Origin of the sequence: Arthrobacter sp. AFG20 (assembly GCF_002892795.1) — a bacterium.
Taxonomy (GTDB): Bacteria; Actinomycetota; Actinomycetes; order Actinomycetales; family Micrococcaceae; genus Arthrobacter.
In genome coordinates this window covers 81,118-100,608 of the sequence record NZ_PJMC01000006.1, presented here as the reverse complement: position 1 = coordinate 100,608, position 19,491 = coordinate 81,118, and the positions used below count along the sequence as shown (strand labels likewise).

The following is a 19,491-nucleotide window of genomic DNA, read 5'->3' as shown; positions in this document are numbered from 1 at the left end:
AAAGCGTACGACGGCGGGCGGGCACCCGCCGTCGTACGGTCACGATTTAGTTGCAACCACAACTAAAGTGCGCAGGAAACGCAGCCCTCAACCTCGGTCCCCTCCAGCGCGAGCTGGCGGAGACGGATGTAGTAGATGGTCTTGATGCCCTTGCGCCAGGCGTAGATCTGCGCCTTGTTGATGTCGCGCGTGGTGGCGGTGTCCTTGAAGAACAGCGTCAGGGACAAGCCCTGGTCCACGTGCTGGGTGGCAGCCGCGTAGGTGTCGATGACCTTCTCGTAGCCGATCTCATACGCGTCCTGGTAGTACTCCAGGTTGTCGTTGGTCAGGTACGGCGCCGGGTAGTAGACGCGGCCAATCTTGCCTTCCTTGCGGATCTCAATCTTGGACGCCACCGGGTGGATCGAGGAGGTGGAGTTGTTGATGTAGGAGATCGAGCCCGTCGGCGGCACAGCCTGCAGGTTCTGGTTGTAGATGCCGTGCTCCATGACGGAGGCCTTCAGCGCCCGCCAGTCATCCTGCGTGGGGATGTGCACGTTCTTGAAGAGCTCCCTGACCTTCTCGGTCTGCGGCACCCACTCCTGCTCGGTGTACTTGTCGAAGAACTCGCCGGATGCGTACTTGGACTTCTCGAAGCCGCCGAACGTCTGTCCGGTCTCGATGGAGAGCAGGTTGGAGGCCCGCACCGCGTGGTACACCACCGAGTAGAAGTAGATGTTGGTGAAGTCCAGGCCCTCTTCTGAACCGTAGTGGACCCGCTCCCGCGCCAGGTAGCCGTGCAGGTTCATCTGGCCCAGGCCAATCGCGTGGCTCTGGTCGTTGCCGCGGGCGATGGACGGCACCGAGGTGATGTTGGACATGTCCGACACAGCCGAGAGCGAACGGATGGCCGTCTCGACGGTCAGGCCGAAGTCCGGCGAGTCCATGGCCTTGGCGATGTTCAGCGAGCCCAGGTTGCAGGAGATGTCCTTGCCGGTCTCGTCGTAGGACAGGTCATCGTGATAGGTCGTGGGCTGGGAAACCTGGAGGATCTCCGAGCACAGGTTGGACATGATGATCTTGCCGTCGATCGGGTTCTCCCGGTTAACGGTGTCCTCGAACATGATGTACGGGTAGCCGGACTCGAACTGGATCTCGGCGAGGGTCTGGAAGAACTCGCGCGCCTTGATCTTGGTCTTCTTGATCCGGGAATCGTCCACCATCTCGTAGTACTTCTCGGTGACCGAGACGTCGGAGAACGGCATCCCGTAGACGCGTTCGACGTCGTACGGCGAGAACAGGTACATGTCCTCGTCCTTCTTGGCGAGCTCGAAGGTGATGTCCGGGATCACGACGCCGAGCGACAGGGTCTTGATGCGGACCTTCTCGTCCGCGTTCTCCCGCTTGGTGTCCAGGAACCGGTAGATGTCCGGGTGGTGGGCGTGCAGGTACACGGCACCGGCGCCCTGGCGGGCACCCAGCTGATTGGCGTAGGAGAAGCTGTCTTCGAGGAGCTTCATCACGGGGATGACGCCGGAGGACTGGTTCTCGATCTGCTTGATCGGCGCACCGACCTCGCGGATGTTGGTCAGGGCGAACGCCACGCCGCCGCCGCGCTTGGACAGCTGCAGCGCGGAGTTGATGGAGCGGCCGATCGACTCCATGTTGTCCTCGATGCGGAGCAGGAAGCAGGAGACCAGCTCGCCGCGCTGCTTCTTCCCGGCGTTCAGGAACGTCGGGGTAGCAGGCTGGAAGCGGCCCTCGATGATCTCGTCGACCATCTGGGTGGCCAGCTGCTCGTTGCCGCGGGCCAGGTGCAGGGCAACCATGCACACGCGGTCCTCGTAGCGCTCCAGGAAGCGCTTGCCGTCGAACGTCTTCAGCGTGTAGGACGTGTAGAACTTGAAGGCGCCCAGGAAGGTCTCGAACCGGAACTTCTTCTTGTAGGCGCGGTTGAACAGGTCACGGATGAAGTTCATCGTGTACTGGTCGAGGGTTTCGCGCTCGTAGTAGTCGTTCTTGACCAGGTATTCGAGCTTTTCTTCGAGGTCATGGAAGAAGACCGTGTTGTTGTTCACGTGCTGCAGGAAGTACTGGTGGGCCGCCTCGCGGTCCGCCTCGAACTGGATCTCGCCGTTCGGACCGTACAGGTTCAGCATCGCGTTCAGCTCGTGATAGCCGAGGCCCTTATAGGCAGCGGGGAGCGCCGGCTTCTCCTGCTTGTCAACAGCCGTCTCCATGGACGCGTCCTTTCCTCCGGGCCTGGTTACTTCTGTGTCTGCGACAGTCGTGTCCAAAACTCTTCCAATCCTTCTTGTACACGGGAGACGTCTTCCGGCGTACCCATGAGTTCAAACCTGTATAGGTGGGGGACCTTGCATTTAGCGGCGATAATGTCGCCCGCCATGCAGTAGTTGTCCCCGAAATTTGTGTTTCCGGCCCCGATAACTCCCCTAAGCAGGCTTCGGTTCTGCGGGTAGTTCAGGAACCTGATGACCTGCTTCGGCACTGAACCCTCGCCGCCTGTCCCGCCGTAGGTGGGGACCACGAGCACAAACGGCTCACAGGCAACGAGGGGTTCATCCTTGGCATGCAGGGGGATCCTGGCTGCGTCCGCACCAAGCTTCCCAATGAAGCGGCTGGTGTTCTCGGAGGCCGAGGAAAAGTAGATGAGGCGGCTGTGCGTCTGGTTCACGGGCGGTGTCTGGTTGACGGGCGTCGTGTCCGCAGCACGGGCTGCGGCCGGCGCATCGGCAAGTGCCGGCGCGGCCATGCTAGTCACCTCATCTACTTGGGAATTCTCTGCCGGAAACGGCGTGGCGCAGCCTTAGGCCACAGAAGCGGAGGCGCTCAGCGCCAGCTCTTCGATCTTGTCCGGGCGGAAACCGGACCAGTGGTCCTGGTCCGTGACGACTACCGGCGCCTGCATGTAGCCGAGCGACTTCAGGCGCTCAAGGGCGTCCGCGTCCTGGGAGATGTCCACGCTCTGGTAGGCGATACCCTTCTTGTCCAGTGCACGGTAGGTGGCGTTGCACTGTACGCAGGCCGGCTTGGTGTAAACCGTAACGGTCATGGTTCCTGTCCCCTTTGTTGAAGTCACTGCTGCTGCACTCTTCTGAGACCTTGCTGGTGTCTCGGTATTGAAATCTCTGGCATCGTAGCGGTGGACTCTGCCCGGACATTACCGCCCAGTACTGGCTGCGCCGGTCTCCCGCTCAATCTGTATGTCGATACTACATGTAGTGCGCGGCCCCGAATGGGACCCCAAGATGATGTATTACAAGTATGTCATTTAATGCACTCTTAATCCACAGGCCGGTGCCCTAAAAATGTCCGGATTTCCGGGTTTTTGATGGACGGAATCCACACCCTGTGGAGTAGTTGCCCACATTTAAACCCCTGCGTGTCGTCCCGAAGACGGCGTGTCGCGGCACCTCCGGCAGCGCCTTTTGAGTGGGCCGGAACACAGCAGTGGGGGTCCCGAAGCAAGCCTCGGGACCCCCACTGTGATTAAGCGAACGCCAGACTAGAGCTGTGCCTCCCGGCGGTCGAGGACGATCTGCTGCACATCCAGGTATCCGGACTGGAAGCCGGCGCGGGAGTAGCAAAGGTAGAACAGCCACATCCGCTGGAAGACCTCGTCGAAACCGAGCCCGCGCACTTCCTGCGCACGCTGCAGGAACCGCTCCTCCCACAGTCTCAGCGTGGCGGCGTAGTGGTCGCCCATCCCCCGGCGCTCACGGACCCGGAGGGTGGTGTGCTGCTCCGTGACGCTCTCGATCGCCCGCACCGAGGGCAGGAACCCGCCGGGGAAGATGTACTTGTGCACCCAGGTGTAGGCGTTGCGGGTGGCGAGCATCCGGCCGTGCGGCATGGTGATGGCCTGGATGGCCACCTTGCCGCCGGGTGCCAGCACCCGGTCGATGGTCCGGAAGTAGACGGGCCAGTATTCGTAGCCCACGGCTTCGATCATCTCCACGGATACGACGGCGTCGTACGCGCCTTCCACGGCGCGGTAGTCCTGCAGGCCCACAGTGACCTGCCCGGAGAAGCCGGCTTCCTCGATCCGCTGCTGTGCGAGCGCCTGCTGTTCACTGGAGAGAGTCACCGTGTACACGGTGGCGCCCCGGGCTGCGGCCCGCAGGGCCAGTTCGCCCCAGCCGGTGCCGATCTCCAGCAGCCGGGTGCCCTCCCCCACCCCGGCCTTGTCCAGCAGCCTGTCGATCTTGGCGTGCTGCGCTGCCGCCAGGGCGTCCCAGCCCACCTCTGCCAACTGGCCCGCCGAGGCCGGAAAGAGCGCCGAGGAGTAGCTCATGGTCCGGTCCAGGAAGCTGCCGAACAGCTCGTTGGAGAGGTCGTAGTGCCGGGAGATGTTGCCACGGGTATTCTGCTCGGTGTTGCGCTCCTGCCGGGGCGCCCGCGGCAGGTACAAGCTCCGGAGCCTCTGCAGCGGCGCGGGGATGAGCGTGTCCACCGAGGAGGCAAAGACCTCCAGGACGCCGGCGAGGTCTGATGCCTCCCAGTCCCCTGCCATGAAGGACTCCCCCAGCCCGATCAGGCCGTTGTCGCCGATGCGCACGGCGAAGTCCCCCGGACGAACCATGGTCATCACCGGCTCGTCTGCACCGCCGGTGCCCAGCACCGTGCCGCCGGGATATTCCACCCGGAGCGGCAGGCGGCGGACCGCCGCCCGGAACAGCGCATCGGCCGCCCTGCCCGCCACCTGCGCCTTTATCCCCGCCGGCGGACGGGCGACGCCGGGCCACACCTCCGCGTCGATGGCCGCCGGCGCCGGCGGAACCCTGACGGCCCCGTCTGGCGCGTGTCCCAGGTGTGAAGGATCCGTGTAAGCGGGACTGGTGTAGACCGGGTCTGTGAGTGTCATGAGACGGCTTCCTGTGCTGGGTGGCGGGGGCGGTTGATGATGGGCAGCCCCCGGGCCCAGAGTTTGATTCCCTGCCAGCGGATCTGCAGGACAACGCGGAGCGGCGCGAGCGGAACGGCGAGCGCGGCGGCGAGGATACTGCGCGGAGTCGCAGTCCGGCGGACGCCGGTCATGGTGGCGGTTAAAGGCTTCCGTCCGGAACGCTCCAGCACTACGGCCACGGCGAGTTTTCCCGCCGGTTCGGGCAGGCTCATCCGGTAGCTGCCGTCCACAGCGTTGAACGGGGACACGAAGAATTCCTTGCTGGTCCGGGCGCGGCCGGCGCCGTCCGGGTGCAGAAGGTAGCAGTGCCGTTCGCCGTAGGTGTTGTGAACCTCGGCGATGACAGCACGCAGGGCACCGTCGGCGCCGCGGCACCAGAAGATGCTGATCGGGTTGAAGAGGTGGCCCAGGACCCTGGCGTTGGCCAGCATGGTGACCGTGCCGCCGTCGGGCTTTTCACCGTTCACGGCGAGGAAGTGGTCCACGTTTTCGCGGATGCTCGCCGCGGGATCACCCAGGTGATCCTTCGTATGAAATCCGGCGAGCGGCCGCAGCCACCAGGGCAGCTTTGGCATGTCATCGAGGTCGACGTACCAGCTGTAGCTGCGGTAGGTGAAGGCGTTCTTCAGCGGGTCCTGCCGCACATGGCGGATGCTGGTCCGGTAGATGGCCGCGGTCATGGCACGAGCTCCGCGGCCTGCCCGGCGTCCGTGGCCTGCCGGGCACCGGCAGCGGGCTCCGGCACCTCGGCGAAGGGATCCTCCCACTCGCGGCCCAGCTGCGCTGCCGCCCGGACACCGGAGGCGGCGCCGTCCTCGTGGAAACCCCAGCCGTGGTAGGCCCCCGCGAAGGCCAGCCGGTGGTCGCCCAGCTCCCCCAGGCGTTTCTGGGCGGCCATCGATTCGGGCGTGTACTGGGGGTGCTCGTACACGAGGTCCTGCAGCACTGAGTCCGCCTCGATCAGTTCCGATTCACCGAGGCTCACGATGTAGCTGCCGCCGTCGTCGGGGGTGAGCCGCTGCAGCCGGGTGAGATCGTAGCTGACCAGGACATGCCCGGGGCGAGCTGCGCAGGACGGCAGCCGGTAGTTCCACGACGCGCGGGCGGCGCCGCTGCGTGGAAGGACCGCAGGATCGCGGTGGAACTTGATGTGGTTCACGGAATACGGAATATGCCCCAGGACCTCGACCTCCGCCGGGGTCGGTTCAGCCATCATGGCGAGTGCTTCGCGGGGGTGGGCGGCGATGACCGCAGCGTCGAAGTGCTCGGTTCCGGCCGCCGTCGTAATCTCCACTCCCGTGGGGATCCGGCGCACGGCGAGCACAGGGCTGGAGAGACGGACATCCTGGAGCCCCTCGACCACGCGGTCAACATAGCGCCGCGATCCTCCCCTCACCGTCTTCCACTGCGGGGAGCCTTTGACGCCGAGCATGCCGTGGTGTTCGAGGAAGGTAAAGAGGTACCGGGCGGGATAGGCCAGCGCGGTGGTGGGGTCGCAGGACCAGACTGCGCTGACCACGGGCGCCATGAAGTGCGAGGTGAAGTAGTCGCTGAAGCGTTCGCGTTCAAGGAACTCGCCCAGCGTTTCCTCCGGTCCCCCGGCGTCCGCAGTGTTGGCCAGCAGCGCGCGTGCCTTCCGCCAGAACCGCAGGACATCGGCAAGCATCAGCAGGAACCGCGGCCGTGCGAGGTTGGCAGGCCTGGCAAAGACGCCGGAAGCGCCCTTGGCCCCGGCGTACTCCAGGCCGCAGCCGTCGCAGCGGACGCTCATGGTCATGTCCGAATCCTGCGTCTCGACGCCGAGCTCAGCGAACAGCCGGATGAGGTTCGGGTAGGTGCGGTTGTTGTGCACAATGAAGCCGGTGTCCACGGCGAGCCTCCCTGACTCCTGCCGGACATCGTGCGTGTGGGCATGCCCGCCCGCCCTGTCATCCGACTCGAAAAGGGTCACGTTGTCCCGGCGGCTGAGGATATGCGCGGCCGTCAGGCCCGCCACTCCGCTTCCGACGACGGCGATGTGCCGTTTGTCGTCTCCATTCCATGCTGGGCTCGGTGGCAATCTTTGCTCCTCTGCTGAACTGTTGCCGCTGATTTGGGTAGTCAACGGCTATTCGGAGCAGTACTGCGTGCCGGATGGGTGCGGAGTTGTTTTCCCGTCCCAAAGCAGCCGCAGTAAGGTTGGCTGGTGGTCAACCCGGTGCATTTGAGAACGCTCCTTGAAGTGACGCGGCTGGGTTCCTTCGCGGCGGCGGCGACCCGGCTTGGCTACACGGCCTCAGCCGTGTCCCAGCAGATGTCCGCCCTGGAGCGGGACACGGGCGTCCGCCTGTTCCAGCGCTCCGCCCGGAGCGTGGTTCCTACAGACGCGGCGATGGTGATGGCGCGCCACGCGGCGAAGGTCCTGACGGACATCGAGGCGCTGATGGCCGCGGCCTCCAGAACGCAGGACGCCACGAGCCAGGAGCTCCGGCTGGGTATCTTCCCGAGCCTCGCCACCTATGTTCTGCCGCGCATCCTGCGCAGTCCCGCATGGAAGGACCTGGGCATCGACCTGCGGGTGTCCGTCGCCGAACCCGCCCAGACCATCCAGGGGCTGCGAACCGGCGGCGACACGGATGTGGCGCTGGTGTACCAGGTGGGACAGTCCGGGCTGGCCTGGCCCCACACCATCAACCGGCAGTGGATCGGTGACGACAACTTCCGCGTGGTCCTCCCCGCGGGCTGGGGATTCCGCACCGAGGCGAAGGTGGCCGCGGACCACCTGTCGGACATGCCGTGGATCATGCACCACCCCGGCACAAGCGATGCCACCGTCATTGAGCGGCTCTTCGCCGGCTGCAATCTCCACCCCCGCGTGGTGGCGTACAGCGACGACTTCCATGCCAGCCTTGAAATGGCGGGCGCCGGGCTGGGGGCGGCGCTGGTGCCGGAACTTGCGCTGCTGCACCGGCCGGCCAGCGTCGTGGTGCTGGACGTCCCCGAAATCCGTTTGGCGCGCAACGTCTTCGCGCTGCTCATCAACGACAAGAAGACGGCCCGGGTGCAGCTGTTCGTTGACCTGCTGGCCGAAACGATGGGCGGCCTGGGGCAGTCAGTTAAATGATCCCCGATGCTGGAATGCTCTGCTTTTCGGGTCTATGTTGAAGATATGACCACCAAGGTAGCGAGCCAGCACTTCGGAGTAATCGAGCTGAACCACGGCAGGGACCATAACGTTGCCGCGGAGCACGAGCTGGCCGGCCAACGCCTTGAGCTGGACCTGAACATCAATGCCCATGACCACTTCGACGAAGCGGCCATGCACAAGGTGGATTACCGGCTGCGGTACCTCCCCGAGCTCGTGGACGAGGTCAGGGAGATGATTGCCGAGGAACTCGAGCAGGAGGGCACCAGCCCGCAGGAATACCTCCGCTTCCACTGCAACGCCATCAAGGACGAGCACCTGCAGAAGGTCTTCGGCGTGCAGGAGAAGAGCCAGCTCACCAATGCGGTGTTCCTCAAGGCCCTGAAGCTCGGCCACGTGGGAATCTACCCCGGCCAGCCCGAACGCTACTTCGTCCTGGACTTCACTTTGGGCGAGCACTTCACCGACGAGGTCCTGGTGGCGTCCGCGGACGAGGACGGCGTCGTCGACGACGAAATCGTCTGGGAGTCCTGAACACTGATTAACGAACGACTGCGCCCGTCACCTTCCCGGTGACGGGCGCAGTCGTGCTTGGTGGTGTTACTTGGCTGCTTCGAGGAGTTCGGCGCGGACCGTCTTGGTGGCCGTGACCAGGTTGCGCAGGGACGCTTCGGTCTCGGCGTAGCCGCGGGTCTTCAGGCCGCAGTCCGGGTTGACCCAGAGCTGGCGGGACGGAACGTGCTTCACGGCGGTGCTCAGCAGTTCGGTGACTTCCTGCTCGCCCGGGACGCGCGGCGAGTGGATGTCGTAAACGCCGGGTCCGACGCCGCGGCCGAAGCCGTGGGACTCGAGGTCGTGGACAACCTCCATGCGGGAGCGGGCGGCCTCGATCGAGGTCACGTCGGCGTCCAGGCCGTCGATCGCGTCGATGATCACGCCGAACTCGGAGTAGCACAGGTGGGTGTGGATCTGCGTGCCGTCAGCCGCACCGGCGGTGGCCAGGCGGAAGGAGTTGACGGACCAGTCCAGGTAGGCGGGCTGGTCGGCCTTGCGCAGCGGGAGCAGTTCGCGCAGGGCCGGCTCGTCAACCTGGATGATCTTGATGCCGGCAGCTTCGAGGTCGGCGATCTCGTCGCGCAGCGCCAGGCCCACCTGGTTGGCGGTTTCGCCCAGCGGCTGGTCATCGCGGACGAAGGACCACGCAAGGATGGTGACCGGGCCGGTCAGCATGCCCTTCATCGGCTTGTTGGTCAGCGACTGGGCGTACTCGGCCCACTTCACGGTGATGGGGGCGCTGCGGGTGACATCGCCCCAGAGGATGGACGGACGGGTGCAGCGGGAGCCATAGGACTGGACCCAGCCGTGGACCGTGACGTCGAAGCCTTCCAGGTTCTCGGCGAAGTACTGGACCATGTCATTGCGCTCGGGCTCGCCGTGCACCAGAACGTCGTAGCCGAGCTCTTCCTGCAGGTCGACGACGCGCTTGATCTCGTCCTTCATGAGCTGCTCGTACTGCTCGTTGGTCAGGTCGCCCTTGTTGTTGCGGGCGCGGGCCGAACGGATTTCGGATGTCTGCGGGAAGGAGCCGATGGTGGTGGTGGGCAACGGCGGCAGGTGCAGTGCTGCTTCCTGGGCGGCTTCGCGGACCGCGTACTCGGAGCGGTTGAAGTCGGCCGGGGTCAGGGCCTCGGTGCGGGCGCGGACGTCGGCGCGGCGGACGCCCTCGGCTTCCGCACGGGAGGCGATGACGCGGGTGGCCTCGTCGATGGCCGGCTGGACTGCGGCGGCGTCGGTCAGCAGGCCGGCGAGGGTCACAACCTCAACGGCCTTCTGGTCGGCGAAAGCCAGCCAGCTGCGCAGCTGCTCGGACAGCTGGGCCTCTTCTTCGACGTCGTGCGGGACGTGCTGGGTGGAGGTGGAGGTGCTGATGGCCAGCTTGGCGACACTCTTCTGCAGCTCGGCGATCTTGTGGGCCGAGGCGGCAAGGTCGTTGCGCCAGATGTTGTGGCCGTCCACGACGCCGGCAACGAGGGTCTTGGTGCCCAGCGCAGCCAGTGCTGCGGCGGAGGGAACCTCGCCCTTGAAGATGTCGATGTGCAGGGCATCGATGTTTGTGGCGGCAAGGGTGCCGAGCTGGCCGTTCAGTGCGCCGTACGGAGTGGAGACGAACACCTGCGGGCGGCTGCCGGCAGCGGTGAGGACCTCGTAGGCACGGGCCACGGCGGCCTGGACCTCCTGCTCAGGGGTGTCCTGGTCCACAACCAGGGCGGGCTCGTCCAGCTGGACCCAGCTGGCGCCGGCAGCTGCCAGCTTCTCGAGCAGCGCGGTGTAGACCGGCAGGACGTCCTCGAGGCGGGACAGCGGGCTGAATCCGGCGGGGGCGTCGTCGGAAGCCTTGCTCAGCAGCAGGAAGGTGACGGGGCCGACGATGTACGGGCGGGTCTCCACGCCATTGGCGAGGGCGTATTCGAACTCTTCAACGATGCGGTTGGAGGTCAGGGAGAAGTTGGTCTCCGGGCCGATTTCCGGCACGAGGTAGTGGTAGTTGGTGTCGAACCACTTGGTCATTTCCAGCGGCTGCTGTTCCTTGTTGCCGCGGGCCAGGGTGAAGTAGCCGTCGATGTCCAGCTGTCCCTCGGCGTCGAGGAGGTTGCCGAAACGGGCGGGAACGGCGCCGACGTGGGTTGCGGCGTCGAGCACCTGGTCGTAGAAGGAGAATGTGCCCGGAACTGCTGCGGCGTCGGTAAGCCCGAGGCCCTGGAGGCGCTTGGCGGTGCCCAGCTGGATCTCCTTGACGGCAGCGTCCAGTGCAGCGGCGTCGATCTTGCCTGACCAGTAGGCTTCAACGGCCTTCTTCAGCTCTCTGCGGCGGCCGATGCGGGGGTAGCCGAGGACGGAGGCGGACGGGAACGCGGTGTTCTGTTCAGTCATGTCAGTTCCTTGAATGGTTGCGAAAAGTTGTCAATGTCGGGGAGGAATGCGGTCAGCTGGCAGGCTGAAGGCAGGCGAATCCGGTCAGCTCACGAGCTGACGGCGGACGAATCCGGTCAGCTGGCGAGCTGGCGGCGGGCGAGCGCGTTCAGGCGGGTCGACGGGCGTGCTGGCCGGGCAAGCGACAGCTTGTCCAGCACCTCCAGCGCGCTCTGGTGCTCATTGAATGTATAGATGTGGAGTCCGGGTGCGCCTGCGTCCAGGGCCGCGTTGGCCAGGTCCACCGTTGCGCTGACGCCGATCCGGAGCCGCTCGGCGTCGGTATCCGCGGCAGCCATCCGCTCGATGAGCTCCGGGGCGGGTTCGACGCCGGTCAGCTCGCCGAGGCGCTTGAGCCTCCGCAGGCTCGTGAGCGGCATGACGCCGGGGATGATGGGGATGGTGACGCCGGCCCTGCGTGCCCTGGTCACGAGGTCCGCGTATTGCTCCGTGTGGAAGAACACCTGGGTGATCGCGAAGTCGGCACCGGACCGCTGCTTGGCCAGCAGCACTTCCACGTCATGGGCCTCGCTGGGCGATTCCGGATGCCGCGTGGGGTAGGCCGCCACGCCAACCGCAACCTTCCCGGCGCACAGCAGTGCCGAGCGCCGCTGCTCCACCCGGCGGATGAGCTCAATCAGGTCCTGGGCGTAGCGCAGCGAGCCGCTGACCGGTTCGCCGCTGTCCTTGGGCAGGTCGCCACGGAGGGCGAGGATTCCGCGGACACCGGCGTCGAGCAGTTCACCGATGATTTCCGCGAGCTCGGTTGGGGTGTTGCCCACACATGTCAGGTGGGCAAGCGGGCGGAGGGTGGTCTCCAGCACCAGGCGGTTGATGAGTTCGACGGCGGTGTCCCGGTTGGAGCCGCTCGCACCGTAGGTGACCGATACGTAGTCGGGATCGGTGGCTTCCAGTTCCCGGATGGTGTTCCACAGGGTCTCCGCGGCGGCGGGCGAACGGGGCGGAAACAGCTCATAGGAAAGCGCCACCGGCGCGGTGTCGGAGAGATTTGGATGCGTTTCAATAAGGCTTGGTGGTGACATTTGCGTCCTTGGCTTTGGGCCATTGAAGGCTGCGCTGCCGTGACGGAAAACCCCGGCAGCATGCGGTCAATGAATTGAGTTTGGGGAACACGGGACGGACTTCGGCAGGGCGCAGCCGCGACTGTTACGCCTGTAAAGAAGTCCACCGTGAGCAAATGTCAGGCCCACATGGGGGCACCCACACCCTCCTTGGCGGCCGGCAGGCGGCACATCCGCAGCGGAGGATCGCTGACACGTTACCTGGGTAACTTGTATAGAACTCTAGAAGCCGTCGGGGGACGTCTTCAAGTTGACGCCGAATTAAGACGCTGCTTTACGCCTGATTGGATTGCCCGTTCAGAATTATTTTCGCCAAAAGGGAGCTCAGCGTTCTTGGTAGCCCGGAGACGTGCGGTGAGCCAGCCCAGGCATGCCCCTTTTCAAACCGGGGAAATTAGTCCATTCTTTTGTCACGTCGTATCGGACTCGGCAAGGTCTCAGGTTGAGGAGGCTGGATGCTTCTTCTGGTTCTTCCTCGGTGAATCGTCCCGAGAAAAAATCCGCGCCCGCCGGAGCCCGCACCCTCCCATGATTCGCCCGCCGGCAGGGCGCGGTTAGCCAGCGTTCTGCTGCGGCCGGGCACGGCACTGATGCCGCGGTGGAGTTGCTGAAAGCCAGAAATCCCCACGGCGAAAGGCCACCGAGATGTTCCAGCTTCACAAACCATCCCATTCCAAATCACCGTCCGCCCCGGGCTCCGCCCTTGTACTCCTCGTCGCGCTGGCCACAGTTACGTCCTGCGCCCCACAGCAAAATACCGCCCCGCAGGCTACCTCCGGTTCCGCCGCACCGACAGAGACGTCGGCCGCAGCCTCGCCAACTGGATCTGCGGCTTCGGGATCCACCACCCCCGGTTCAACCGGGACAGCCGGCGCGGACGAACTCTGCGGTCCCGGCTCTGCGATCAACTTTGACGCGTCCCAATTCCAGTCATCGCCCAACGTCGACAACAAATGGTTCCCGCTCAAGCCGGGCATGCAGTACACCACAACAGGCGACGTCAAGAGTGCCGAGGGAGACATCAAACGGACGGTGGTGCACTCAATAACGGGCCTGACCAAAGTCATCGACGGCGTGAAGACCCAGGTCATGTGGGACCGGGACTACGCCGACGGTGAGCTCGTGGAATCCGAACTGGCTTTCTTCGCCCAGACCCAGAGCGGCGACGTCTGGCTGTTCGGGGAATACCCGGAGGAATATGAAGGCGGGAAGTTCACCGGCGCGCCTGCCACCTTCATCCATAGCCTGGACGAGGCCCAGGCCGGCATCGCCATGCAGGCGGACCCCCAGACCAACACGTCCAGTTATGTCCAGGCCCACGCGGCGAACATCGACTTCCTGGACTGCGGGCAGGTCTTCAAGCAGAACGAGCATGTGTGCGTCGCCACGGGCTGCTATGACGATGTGCTGGTGATTGACGAACGCAACCCGCTGGAGCCTGCGGTGGGCCACCAGCGGAAGTTCTACTCGGCCGGAACGGGTTTGGTGAAGGTGACTGCTGTGGGCGGCGACAGCCAGGAGACGCTGGAGCTCGCCAAGATCGAACAGCTCACCGACGCCAAGCTGAAGGAAATCAACCAGGAGGCGCTCAAGCTGGACCAACATGCCTACCAGGTCAGCAAGAACGTCTATGCCAAGACGGACAAGGCTGAGGTTGCCACTGAAACGTCTGTGCCTGCCAGCAGCCCGGCTACGGGCGACAGCCCAACTGTTCAGCCCGGCTACTAGCCAGTACGAGCGTCCAATACCGGAAAGGGTGCCCGGCGGGAGGTTACCGGGCACCCTCCCCTTAGCCCACGATCAGGTCTATTCTGATGCCATGATCCAGCTACCAGCCAGCTACGAGGAATATCTCGTTGGCAAGGACCCAAGCTTCGTCGACATGGTCCGTCCGATCCTCCTCCAGTCGGCAGCGGACCAGCTGCATGGCGTCCGGGTGCTGTACATCCCCCGGGGGCACCAGGCACACCTCGACGATACGATTCCCTACGGGACAATCGTCGAGGACATCGACTAGGGCTCAGCCCTCCAGCAGCAGCCGCTGGGCCCGGGGCGCAAGGGTGTGCTCGAGGACCAGGCATGCAGCGCCCACGGCTCCCACGTCCTCTCCCACGCCCGTGCCCACGACTTCGACGGCGTGGATGTTGCCGGCGTCGCTGTTCTGCTGGATCAGGCCGGGGATCTTCGCCAGGTAGCGCGCGGACAGCAGCGGCCAGAAGGGGCCGCCAAACACCACCCGGTCCACGTCCAGCGTGTTGGCCACCGCTGACGCCGCCCGGGCCACGAGTTCGGCTGATTTGTCGATGATGGCAGCCGCTTCGCTGTTGCCGGCGTCGGCTGCTTCGCAGAGCATGGCAAACCTTTCCTGGACGGCAGAGTTGCTGGTGGCTGCGCCGGGCTCATCCAGAATGCCCGCAGCCTGGGCCTGCGCGACGAGGACCTGGGGTATGCAGGTGGACTTGACGCAGCCGCGCAGGCCGCAGTCGCAGGGGGCTCCGTCAGGGTCAACGATGATGTGGCCGATTTCGCCGGCGTTGCCTGACGTGCCGCGGACCACCTCGTCATTGAGGACAATGCCGCAGCCGATGCCGGTGCCCATGTACATAAAAACAAAGCTGCCGGCGCCGCTGGCTCCGCCGGCCCAGGTTTCCGCGACCGCAGCGCTCGTGACGTCCTTGTCCATCAGCACAGACAGTCCTGTCGCCTCAGCCAGCGCATCCCGGAGCGGAACACTGTCCCATCCGTCCATGAGCGGCGGCTCCACCACCGTGCCGTTGTCATGGTCGATGGGTCCGGGTGCCGCGACGCCCAGGCCGGCAATCTTGGCGCGATCCACACCCGAGGCCTCGATCAGCTTGTCGATTTCGGCGGCAATGGCCGTAATGACCGCCTCGGGCCGGGAGCTGTCCGGCGTTTTCACGCTCGAATGCAGGACCACTGCACCCACCAGATCAAGGACGACGAACGTTGCCACAGCAGGGTCCAGATGCACGCCGACCGCATACATGCCGGCAGGATTCAGGCGAAGGATGGTTCGCGGCTTGCCGGGTCCGCTGCCCTCTTTGCCCGCCTCGACAATGAGGTTCTGGTCCAGCAGCCGGCGGGAAATGTTCGAAATGGTTTGCGGGGACAGACCAACGATCTGGGCAAGTTCAACGCGGCTGAGCCCTCCGGTGGCACGGCGGATGGCATCGAGAATGACAGTCAGGTTGAAGTCGCCCATCCGCGGCAGGTTGGTTCCGCGCCTCGGCGAGGGCGGGCGGATCTCGGTCAAGGATTCCCCTTACATCTTCTGTTGGCCACTATCAATGTCTGAATCGTACGTTACGCCCCGGTGAACGGGTACGCCCCCACGCTCAGGGCTGCGCAGGCGCGTTCGACGACGGCCGGCGGGGCTCAGGTGACAGCCCGCCCGACGCTGACGGCCACCGTGAATTTGGGGTTCCGGCCCCTCACGGTGGTGGGACCAACCAGCCGCTCCAGGGCCGCCACATAGCGCAGGTGGCTGTTGAAAACCGTCCAGAGCTGCCCTCCGGGCGCCAGCACCCGGCCAGCTGCCTCGAAGAGCTTCAGCCCGGCCCCGGCGTGGACGCTGGAACCGAGGTGGAACGGGGGGTTCAGCAGGATGAGGTCCGCGCTCCCGGCCGGAAGGGTGCTCATCGCGTCATCCTGGACAGCCGTGATGCTGGCAGCCAGGCCGTTGGCCCGGGCAGTTGCCCTGGCCGACGCGACTGCGGCCGCAGACCGGTCCGTGGCGATGACCTCGGCTCCCGGGTACCGGCGGGCATACATTGCTGCCAGGATCCCGGTGCCGCAGCCCAGGTCCACGGCCTTGGCTGCGGCGGGGATCTGCGGCAGGAATGACAGCAGGAAGCGAGTTCCAATGTCCAACCGGGTGCCTGCGAAAACGGCGCCGTGCGCGCAGATGTCCAGGTCGAGTTCGGCGTTGTGTTCCGTCACGGGGTAGGGCGGTTCGCCGTCCGCACGCTTCGGGCCGCTGGCGAGGAGCAGCCGTGATTTTTGCCGGGCCAGCTGCGGCTGCACCGTGCCGAAGTATTTGCCCAGCACGGCGTTCATGCCCAGCGACATGTGTTTGACCCGGCCGCCGGCAAGCAAGACAGCGCCGGCAGGCGCGTGCCGGGCAACGGCATCGGAAATTTCCTCGAGTTCGGCGAGGGTCCTGGGAAGCTGCACCAGCACCAGGTCCGCGCCGGCCAGCAGTTCGGCGCCGAGCGGCAGCTGTGCAAAGCCTCCCGAAACTCCCAGTGCCGCCGCGTTGTTGCGCAGTGCCCGCTCCCCTGTGACCAGGTCCTGGTGCACCCTCACCTCGGCCGGAACCGGGCCGGAACCGCTGGCCAGCAGCCCGAGCGTGAGCGCCCCGTAATTGTCCCCGATGACGGCAACCGTGCTGTCCGGGGTGAGCAGATCCGAAGCGGCATCCAAAAGGAGAGAGTCCGTGGCGTCCCACGCCTGGAGGTTGGCGGCCTCGACATCGGGGTGCCTTCGAAGCAATCGGAGGACCTGCCCAAGACCGTTTTCCGTCACGTGTTGCCGCCGCCTTTTCCTTACTGGTTGCCCGGGCAGAAATCCGCCCGTGCAAATCTACCGCGGATCAGCCACGGCTGCGGAGGCTGACAGGAGTTTGAGGATTTCGGTCACGGCGGCCCGCCCAGCGCGGTTTGCGCCTATGGTCGACGACGACGGGCCGTAGCCCACCAGGTGCACCCGGGGTTCCGCGGCCACCTGCGTTCCTTCCATGGCAATCCCGCCGCCTGGTCCCCGCAGGTGCAGCGGCGCCAGGTGCTCCAGCTCGGCGCGGAACCCGGTGGCCCACAGGATCACGTCCGCCTCGAGGAACCCGCCGTCCGCGAGCCGGACGCCGCCGGGTTCTATCGCCGTGAACATCGGCCGGCGGTCCAGTACGCCGCGCGCCGCTGCCGCCCGTAGTGCCGGAGTCCAGATGAGACCGGTGGCAGCGACGACGCTTTGCGGCGGCAGCCCCCGCCGTACCCGGTCTTCCACCAGGGCGACGGCGTCGTGCCCGGACTGCCGGTTGAACCCGTCCCGCCATACAGGCTCGCGGCGCGTGAACCAGCTCGTCGTTGTGACCTTGGAGATTTCGTCCAGCAGCCCAACGGCGGAGATGCCACCGCCCACCACGACGACGTGCAGCCCGCGGAACTCCTCTGCGGACACGTAGTCGGCGACATGCAACTGGCGGCCCCCGAACGTGAACTGGCCCGGATAGATCGGCCAAAAAGGCCTGGTCCAGGTTCCGGTGGCATTGATGACTGCCCGGGCCGTCCAGCCGCCGTCGGACGTGGTGATCCTTAGCCGCCCCGCCGGGTCAGCGTCCGCACGTTCGACGGCGAGCACCTTGACGGGCCGCTCGACAGCCAGCCCGACCTGCCGCTCGTAGGCGGCGAAGTAGCGGCTGAGGAATGCCGAGCTTGGTTCCGCCGGGTCGACATCCGGCTGCGGTATCCCGGGAAGGTCACTGATGCCGTTTACGGTGGCCATGAGCAGGCTCTTCCAGCGGTGCCGCCAGGCTCCACCCGGCCCCTCCTCGGCGTCCAGCACCGCGTACGTCCGCCCTCGACCGGCTGCCGTCATTGCACCATCTGGCTGTTCTGCGGCCGGGGCTGGCGTGAAGCCGCGGCGGGCCAGGTGGAAGGCCGCGGAGAGGCCTGCCTGCCCTGCGCCGATGACCACGACGTCGGCATTGCGGCTCAATCCACCGTTTACAGTGCCACCGCTCAATAGTGCCGCTCCCCTGGCTCGCTGATCCGCTTCATGTCTTCATCCTAGGCTCGTCCCGGCCCGGCTTCCGAGCGTCCTTGGCAGACGGAAGGCCCTCCATGACACCGAGGTGCAGGAGGGCCTTCTGGCTATTAGTCGATTGCTTGCTTGCTCTGTCGTCTCGTTCAGTCGTCGCTGCCGTGGCCGCCGCTGCCTCCGCTGTCGTCGCCGGGCTCAGTGGCCTTACGGTCGCCGCCCTTGTCGTCGCCGGGTTCAACGGCCTTACGATCGCCGCCCTTGTCGTCGCCGGGTTCGGAAGCCGTCCGCAGTCCACCGTGGTCATCGCCGGGTTCAGCAACCCGCGGCGCCTGGTTTGAGCGGAGACCGCCGTTGTCGTCACCGGGCTCGGGGGCAGTCCGGAGGCCGCCCTTGTCGTCACCGGGTTCAACGGAGAGGGAGCCGCTGCCGACGAAGTTTTCTGCAGGCGCTGCCGCGGTTCCGCCCTTGTCGTCGCCGGGCTCAGGGGTGGTCCGGAGCCCTCCCTTGTCGTCGCCCGCTTCCGCAGGCTTGGACGCTTTCTTGGCGGCTGGTGCCTTCTTGTCGTCGGCTTGGGTATCGTCGCTGGACTTAGCGGCTGACTTGGGGGTGGTTCCGGCGGAGCTGACGGCGGGGGCGGAGGTTCTGGTGGCAGAGTCGTCCGTTACGAGGACGTTCCTGGCGTCGTCACTGGTACCCGTGCCGGTCTTGCTCAGCGACTGGGTGGTGGCGAAGGCGGCACTTCCGGTGAGGAGAACGCCGGCGACGGATAATGCGAGGGCTGCTCTTGTTTTCATAGCTCCACACTAGGAACTCGCCGTCGAGGATAGGTGCAAAGGAAATCCAAGACTTGTCCAAGATTGCCTACGGGGTTCTCCCCCACCCGGGCCGCCGTCCCGCGGCCGCGCGGCGGCCAGCCGCATCGGCACAGGACGGAATGCCCAGTCAGCTGACACAGGTCAGGCAGGGAGGAACGCAGGTCAGAAGGCGGGCAGGAAACGGTGCCCAGGCGGGAACAGATGCGACCTGCTGGTCAGTCGTCGGCGCCGTGGCCGCCGCTGTCATCGCCGGGCTCCGGCGCCTTCCGCAGGCCGCCCTTGTCATCCCCTGGCTCAACGGGGATCACGCTGCCCGGGACGGGCACGGGCTGAACGGTCACCGCTCCACCGGCCAACCCGCCACCGGGGCCGGAAGAAGACGGTCCTGCCGCGGAACCGCCGGCAATCCCGTGCGCGGCGGCCGGGGCAGATTTTGCCGGATTCGATTTCGCTGCGTTTGAAGCCGCTGCACTGGACTTCGCGGACCCCGGCTTTGCGGAGCTGGATTTCGCCGGAGTGGCCGCCTTCTGCGCACCGGCCGGCGTGCCAGTTGCCTGTGGTGTGGCCTTCGGTCCGTCACTGGTGCCAGAAATGGGCGGCACTGCACCATTGGGCAGGAGGACGATGTTGGCATTTCCGGTGCCCGGGGGCGAGACGTTCAGCACCTGCGTATTGACGGCAAGTGCGGCCGAGCCCGCTGCGAGTATGCCTGCAACGGACAGCACCAGAGCAGCTCCCGTCTTCATGGCTCCACTGTAGGGGCATGACGGAAAAGACGCGTCCAAGGAATATCCAAGATTCGTCAAAGATCGCGGT

The 19,491-nt window shown here is 65.5% G+C and carries 17 protein-coding genes; 4 read left to right on the top strand and 13 right to left on the bottom strand.

What is annotated here, in order from left to right:
- Positions 1–62 precede the first annotated feature (62 nt).
- From nrdE to CXZ05_RS09160, 6 genes are all read right to left on the bottom strand, one after another.
- Positions 63–2,219 carry a class 1b ribonucleoside-diphosphate reductase subunit alpha gene (nrdE, locus tag CXZ05_RS09185; RefSeq protein WP_102972297.1) on the bottom strand — a complete coding sequence of 719 codons (2,157 nt, stop codon included), beginning with the start codon at positions 2,217–2,219 and terminating at the stop codon, positions 63–65.
- Positions 2,220–2,245: 26 nt separating this feature from the next.
- Positions 2,246–2,752, bottom strand: a complete 507-nt coding sequence (gene nrdI / locus CXZ05_RS09180; RefSeq protein ID WP_258006515.1) for a class Ib ribonucleoside-diphosphate reductase assembly flavoprotein NrdI — start codon at positions 2,750–2,752, stop codon at positions 2,246–2,248.
- 54 nt (positions 2,753–2,806) lie between these two features.
- Positions 2,807–3,052, bottom strand: a complete 246-nt coding sequence (nrdH, locus tag CXZ05_RS09175) for a glutaredoxin-like protein NrdH (RefSeq protein WP_076802586.1) — start codon at positions 3,050–3,052, stop codon at positions 2,807–2,809.
- A 453-nt stretch (positions 3,053–3,505) separates the two neighbouring features.
- Positions 3,506–4,864: a cyclopropane-fatty-acyl-phospholipid synthase family protein gene (locus CXZ05_RS09170; protein WP_258006514.1), complete on the bottom strand. Its 1,359-nt coding sequence runs from the start codon at positions 4,862–4,864 to the stop codon at positions 3,506–3,508.
- A complete protein-coding gene (locus CXZ05_RS09165; RefSeq protein WP_102972296.1) occupies positions 4,861–5,586 on the bottom strand; it encodes a DUF1365 domain-containing protein in 726 nt (241 codons plus the stop codon). Before CXZ05_RS09165 ends, CXZ05_RS09170 begins: the two co-directional genes overlap by 4 nt.
- Positions 5,583–6,965, bottom strand: a complete 1,383-nt coding sequence (locus CXZ05_RS09160; RefSeq protein WP_180987333.1) for an NAD(P)/FAD-dependent oxidoreductase — start codon at positions 6,963–6,965, stop codon at positions 5,583–5,585. The genes CXZ05_RS09165 and CXZ05_RS09160 overlap by 4 nt, the downstream gene beginning before the upstream one ends.
- A gap of 126 nt (positions 6,966–7,091) precedes the next feature.
- On the opposite strand from CXZ05_RS09160, the gene CXZ05_RS09155 reads away from it, so the two are divergent.
- Together CXZ05_RS09155 and CXZ05_RS09150 are read left to right on the top strand one after the other, a co-directional pair.
- Positions 7,092–8,009: a LysR family transcriptional regulator gene (locus CXZ05_RS09155; RefSeq protein ID WP_102972295.1), complete on the top strand. Its 918-nt coding sequence runs from the start codon at positions 7,092–7,094 to the stop codon at positions 8,007–8,009.
- Between the two features lie 45 nt (positions 8,010–8,054).
- Positions 8,055–8,564, top strand: coding sequence for a DUF2004 domain-containing protein (locus tag CXZ05_RS09150; protein WP_102972294.1), 510 nt, complete (start codon positions 8,055–8,057; stop codon positions 8,562–8,564).
- 66 nt (positions 8,565–8,630) lie between these two features.
- Here CXZ05_RS09150 and metE read toward each other — a convergent pair whose 3' ends face one another.
- Positions 8,631–10,961 carry a 5-methyltetrahydropteroyltriglutamate--homocysteine S-methyltransferase gene (metE, locus tag CXZ05_RS09145; protein WP_102972293.1) on the bottom strand — a complete coding sequence of 777 codons (2,331 nt, stop codon included), beginning with the start codon at positions 10,959–10,961 and terminating at the stop codon, positions 8,631–8,633.
- A 116-nt stretch (positions 10,962–11,077) separates the two neighbouring features.
- Positions 11,078–12,043 carry a methylenetetrahydrofolate reductase gene (locus CXZ05_RS09140; RefSeq protein ID WP_102972292.1) on the bottom strand — a complete coding sequence of 322 codons (966 nt, stop codon included), beginning with the start codon at positions 12,041–12,043 and terminating at the stop codon, positions 11,078–11,080.
- Positions 12,044–12,727: 684 nt separating this feature from the next.
- Between CXZ05_RS09140 and CXZ05_RS09135 the strand changes: the two genes are divergently transcribed.
- Positions 12,728–13,810, top strand: coding sequence for a hypothetical protein (locus CXZ05_RS09135; RefSeq protein ID WP_102972291.1), 1,083 nt, complete (start codon positions 12,728–12,730; stop codon positions 13,808–13,810).
- Between the two features lie 91 nt (positions 13,811–13,901).
- Entirely contained in the window at positions 13,902–14,099 is a 198-nt protein-coding gene (locus tag CXZ05_RS09130; RefSeq protein ID WP_102972413.1) for a hypothetical protein, read from the top strand.
- A gap of 3 nt (positions 14,100–14,102) precedes the next feature.
- On the opposite strand, the gene CXZ05_RS09125 is transcribed toward CXZ05_RS09130, so the two are convergent.
- The 5 genes from CXZ05_RS09125 to CXZ05_RS09105 all read right to left on the bottom strand — a co-directional run bounded on the left by CXZ05_RS09125 (position 14,103) and on the right by CXZ05_RS09105 (position 19,421).
- A complete protein-coding gene (locus CXZ05_RS09125; RefSeq protein ID WP_258006513.1) occupies positions 14,103–15,356 on the bottom strand; it encodes an ROK family transcriptional regulator in 1,254 nt (417 codons plus the stop codon).
- A gap of 122 nt (positions 15,357–15,478) precedes the next feature.
- Complete coding sequence (locus CXZ05_RS09120) at positions 15,479–16,627, bottom strand: class I SAM-dependent methyltransferase (protein WP_102972289.1); 1,149 nt, start codon at positions 16,625–16,627, stop codon at positions 15,479–15,481.
- 57 nt (positions 16,628–16,684) lie between these two features.
- Complete coding sequence (locus CXZ05_RS09115; RefSeq protein WP_102972288.1) at positions 16,685–17,815, bottom strand: NAD(P)-binding domain-containing protein; 1,131 nt, start codon at positions 17,813–17,815, stop codon at positions 16,685–16,687.
- Positions 17,816–18,006: 191 nt separating this feature from the next.
- Entirely contained in the window at positions 18,007–18,654 is a 648-nt protein-coding gene (locus tag CXZ05_RS09110; protein WP_102972287.1) for a hypothetical protein, read from the bottom strand.
- A gap of 236 nt (positions 18,655–18,890) precedes the next feature.
- Positions 18,891–19,421: a hypothetical protein gene (locus tag CXZ05_RS09105; RefSeq protein WP_102972286.1), complete on the bottom strand. Its 531-nt coding sequence runs from the start codon at positions 19,419–19,421 to the stop codon at positions 18,891–18,893.
- Positions 19,422–19,491: the final 70 nt, after the last annotated feature.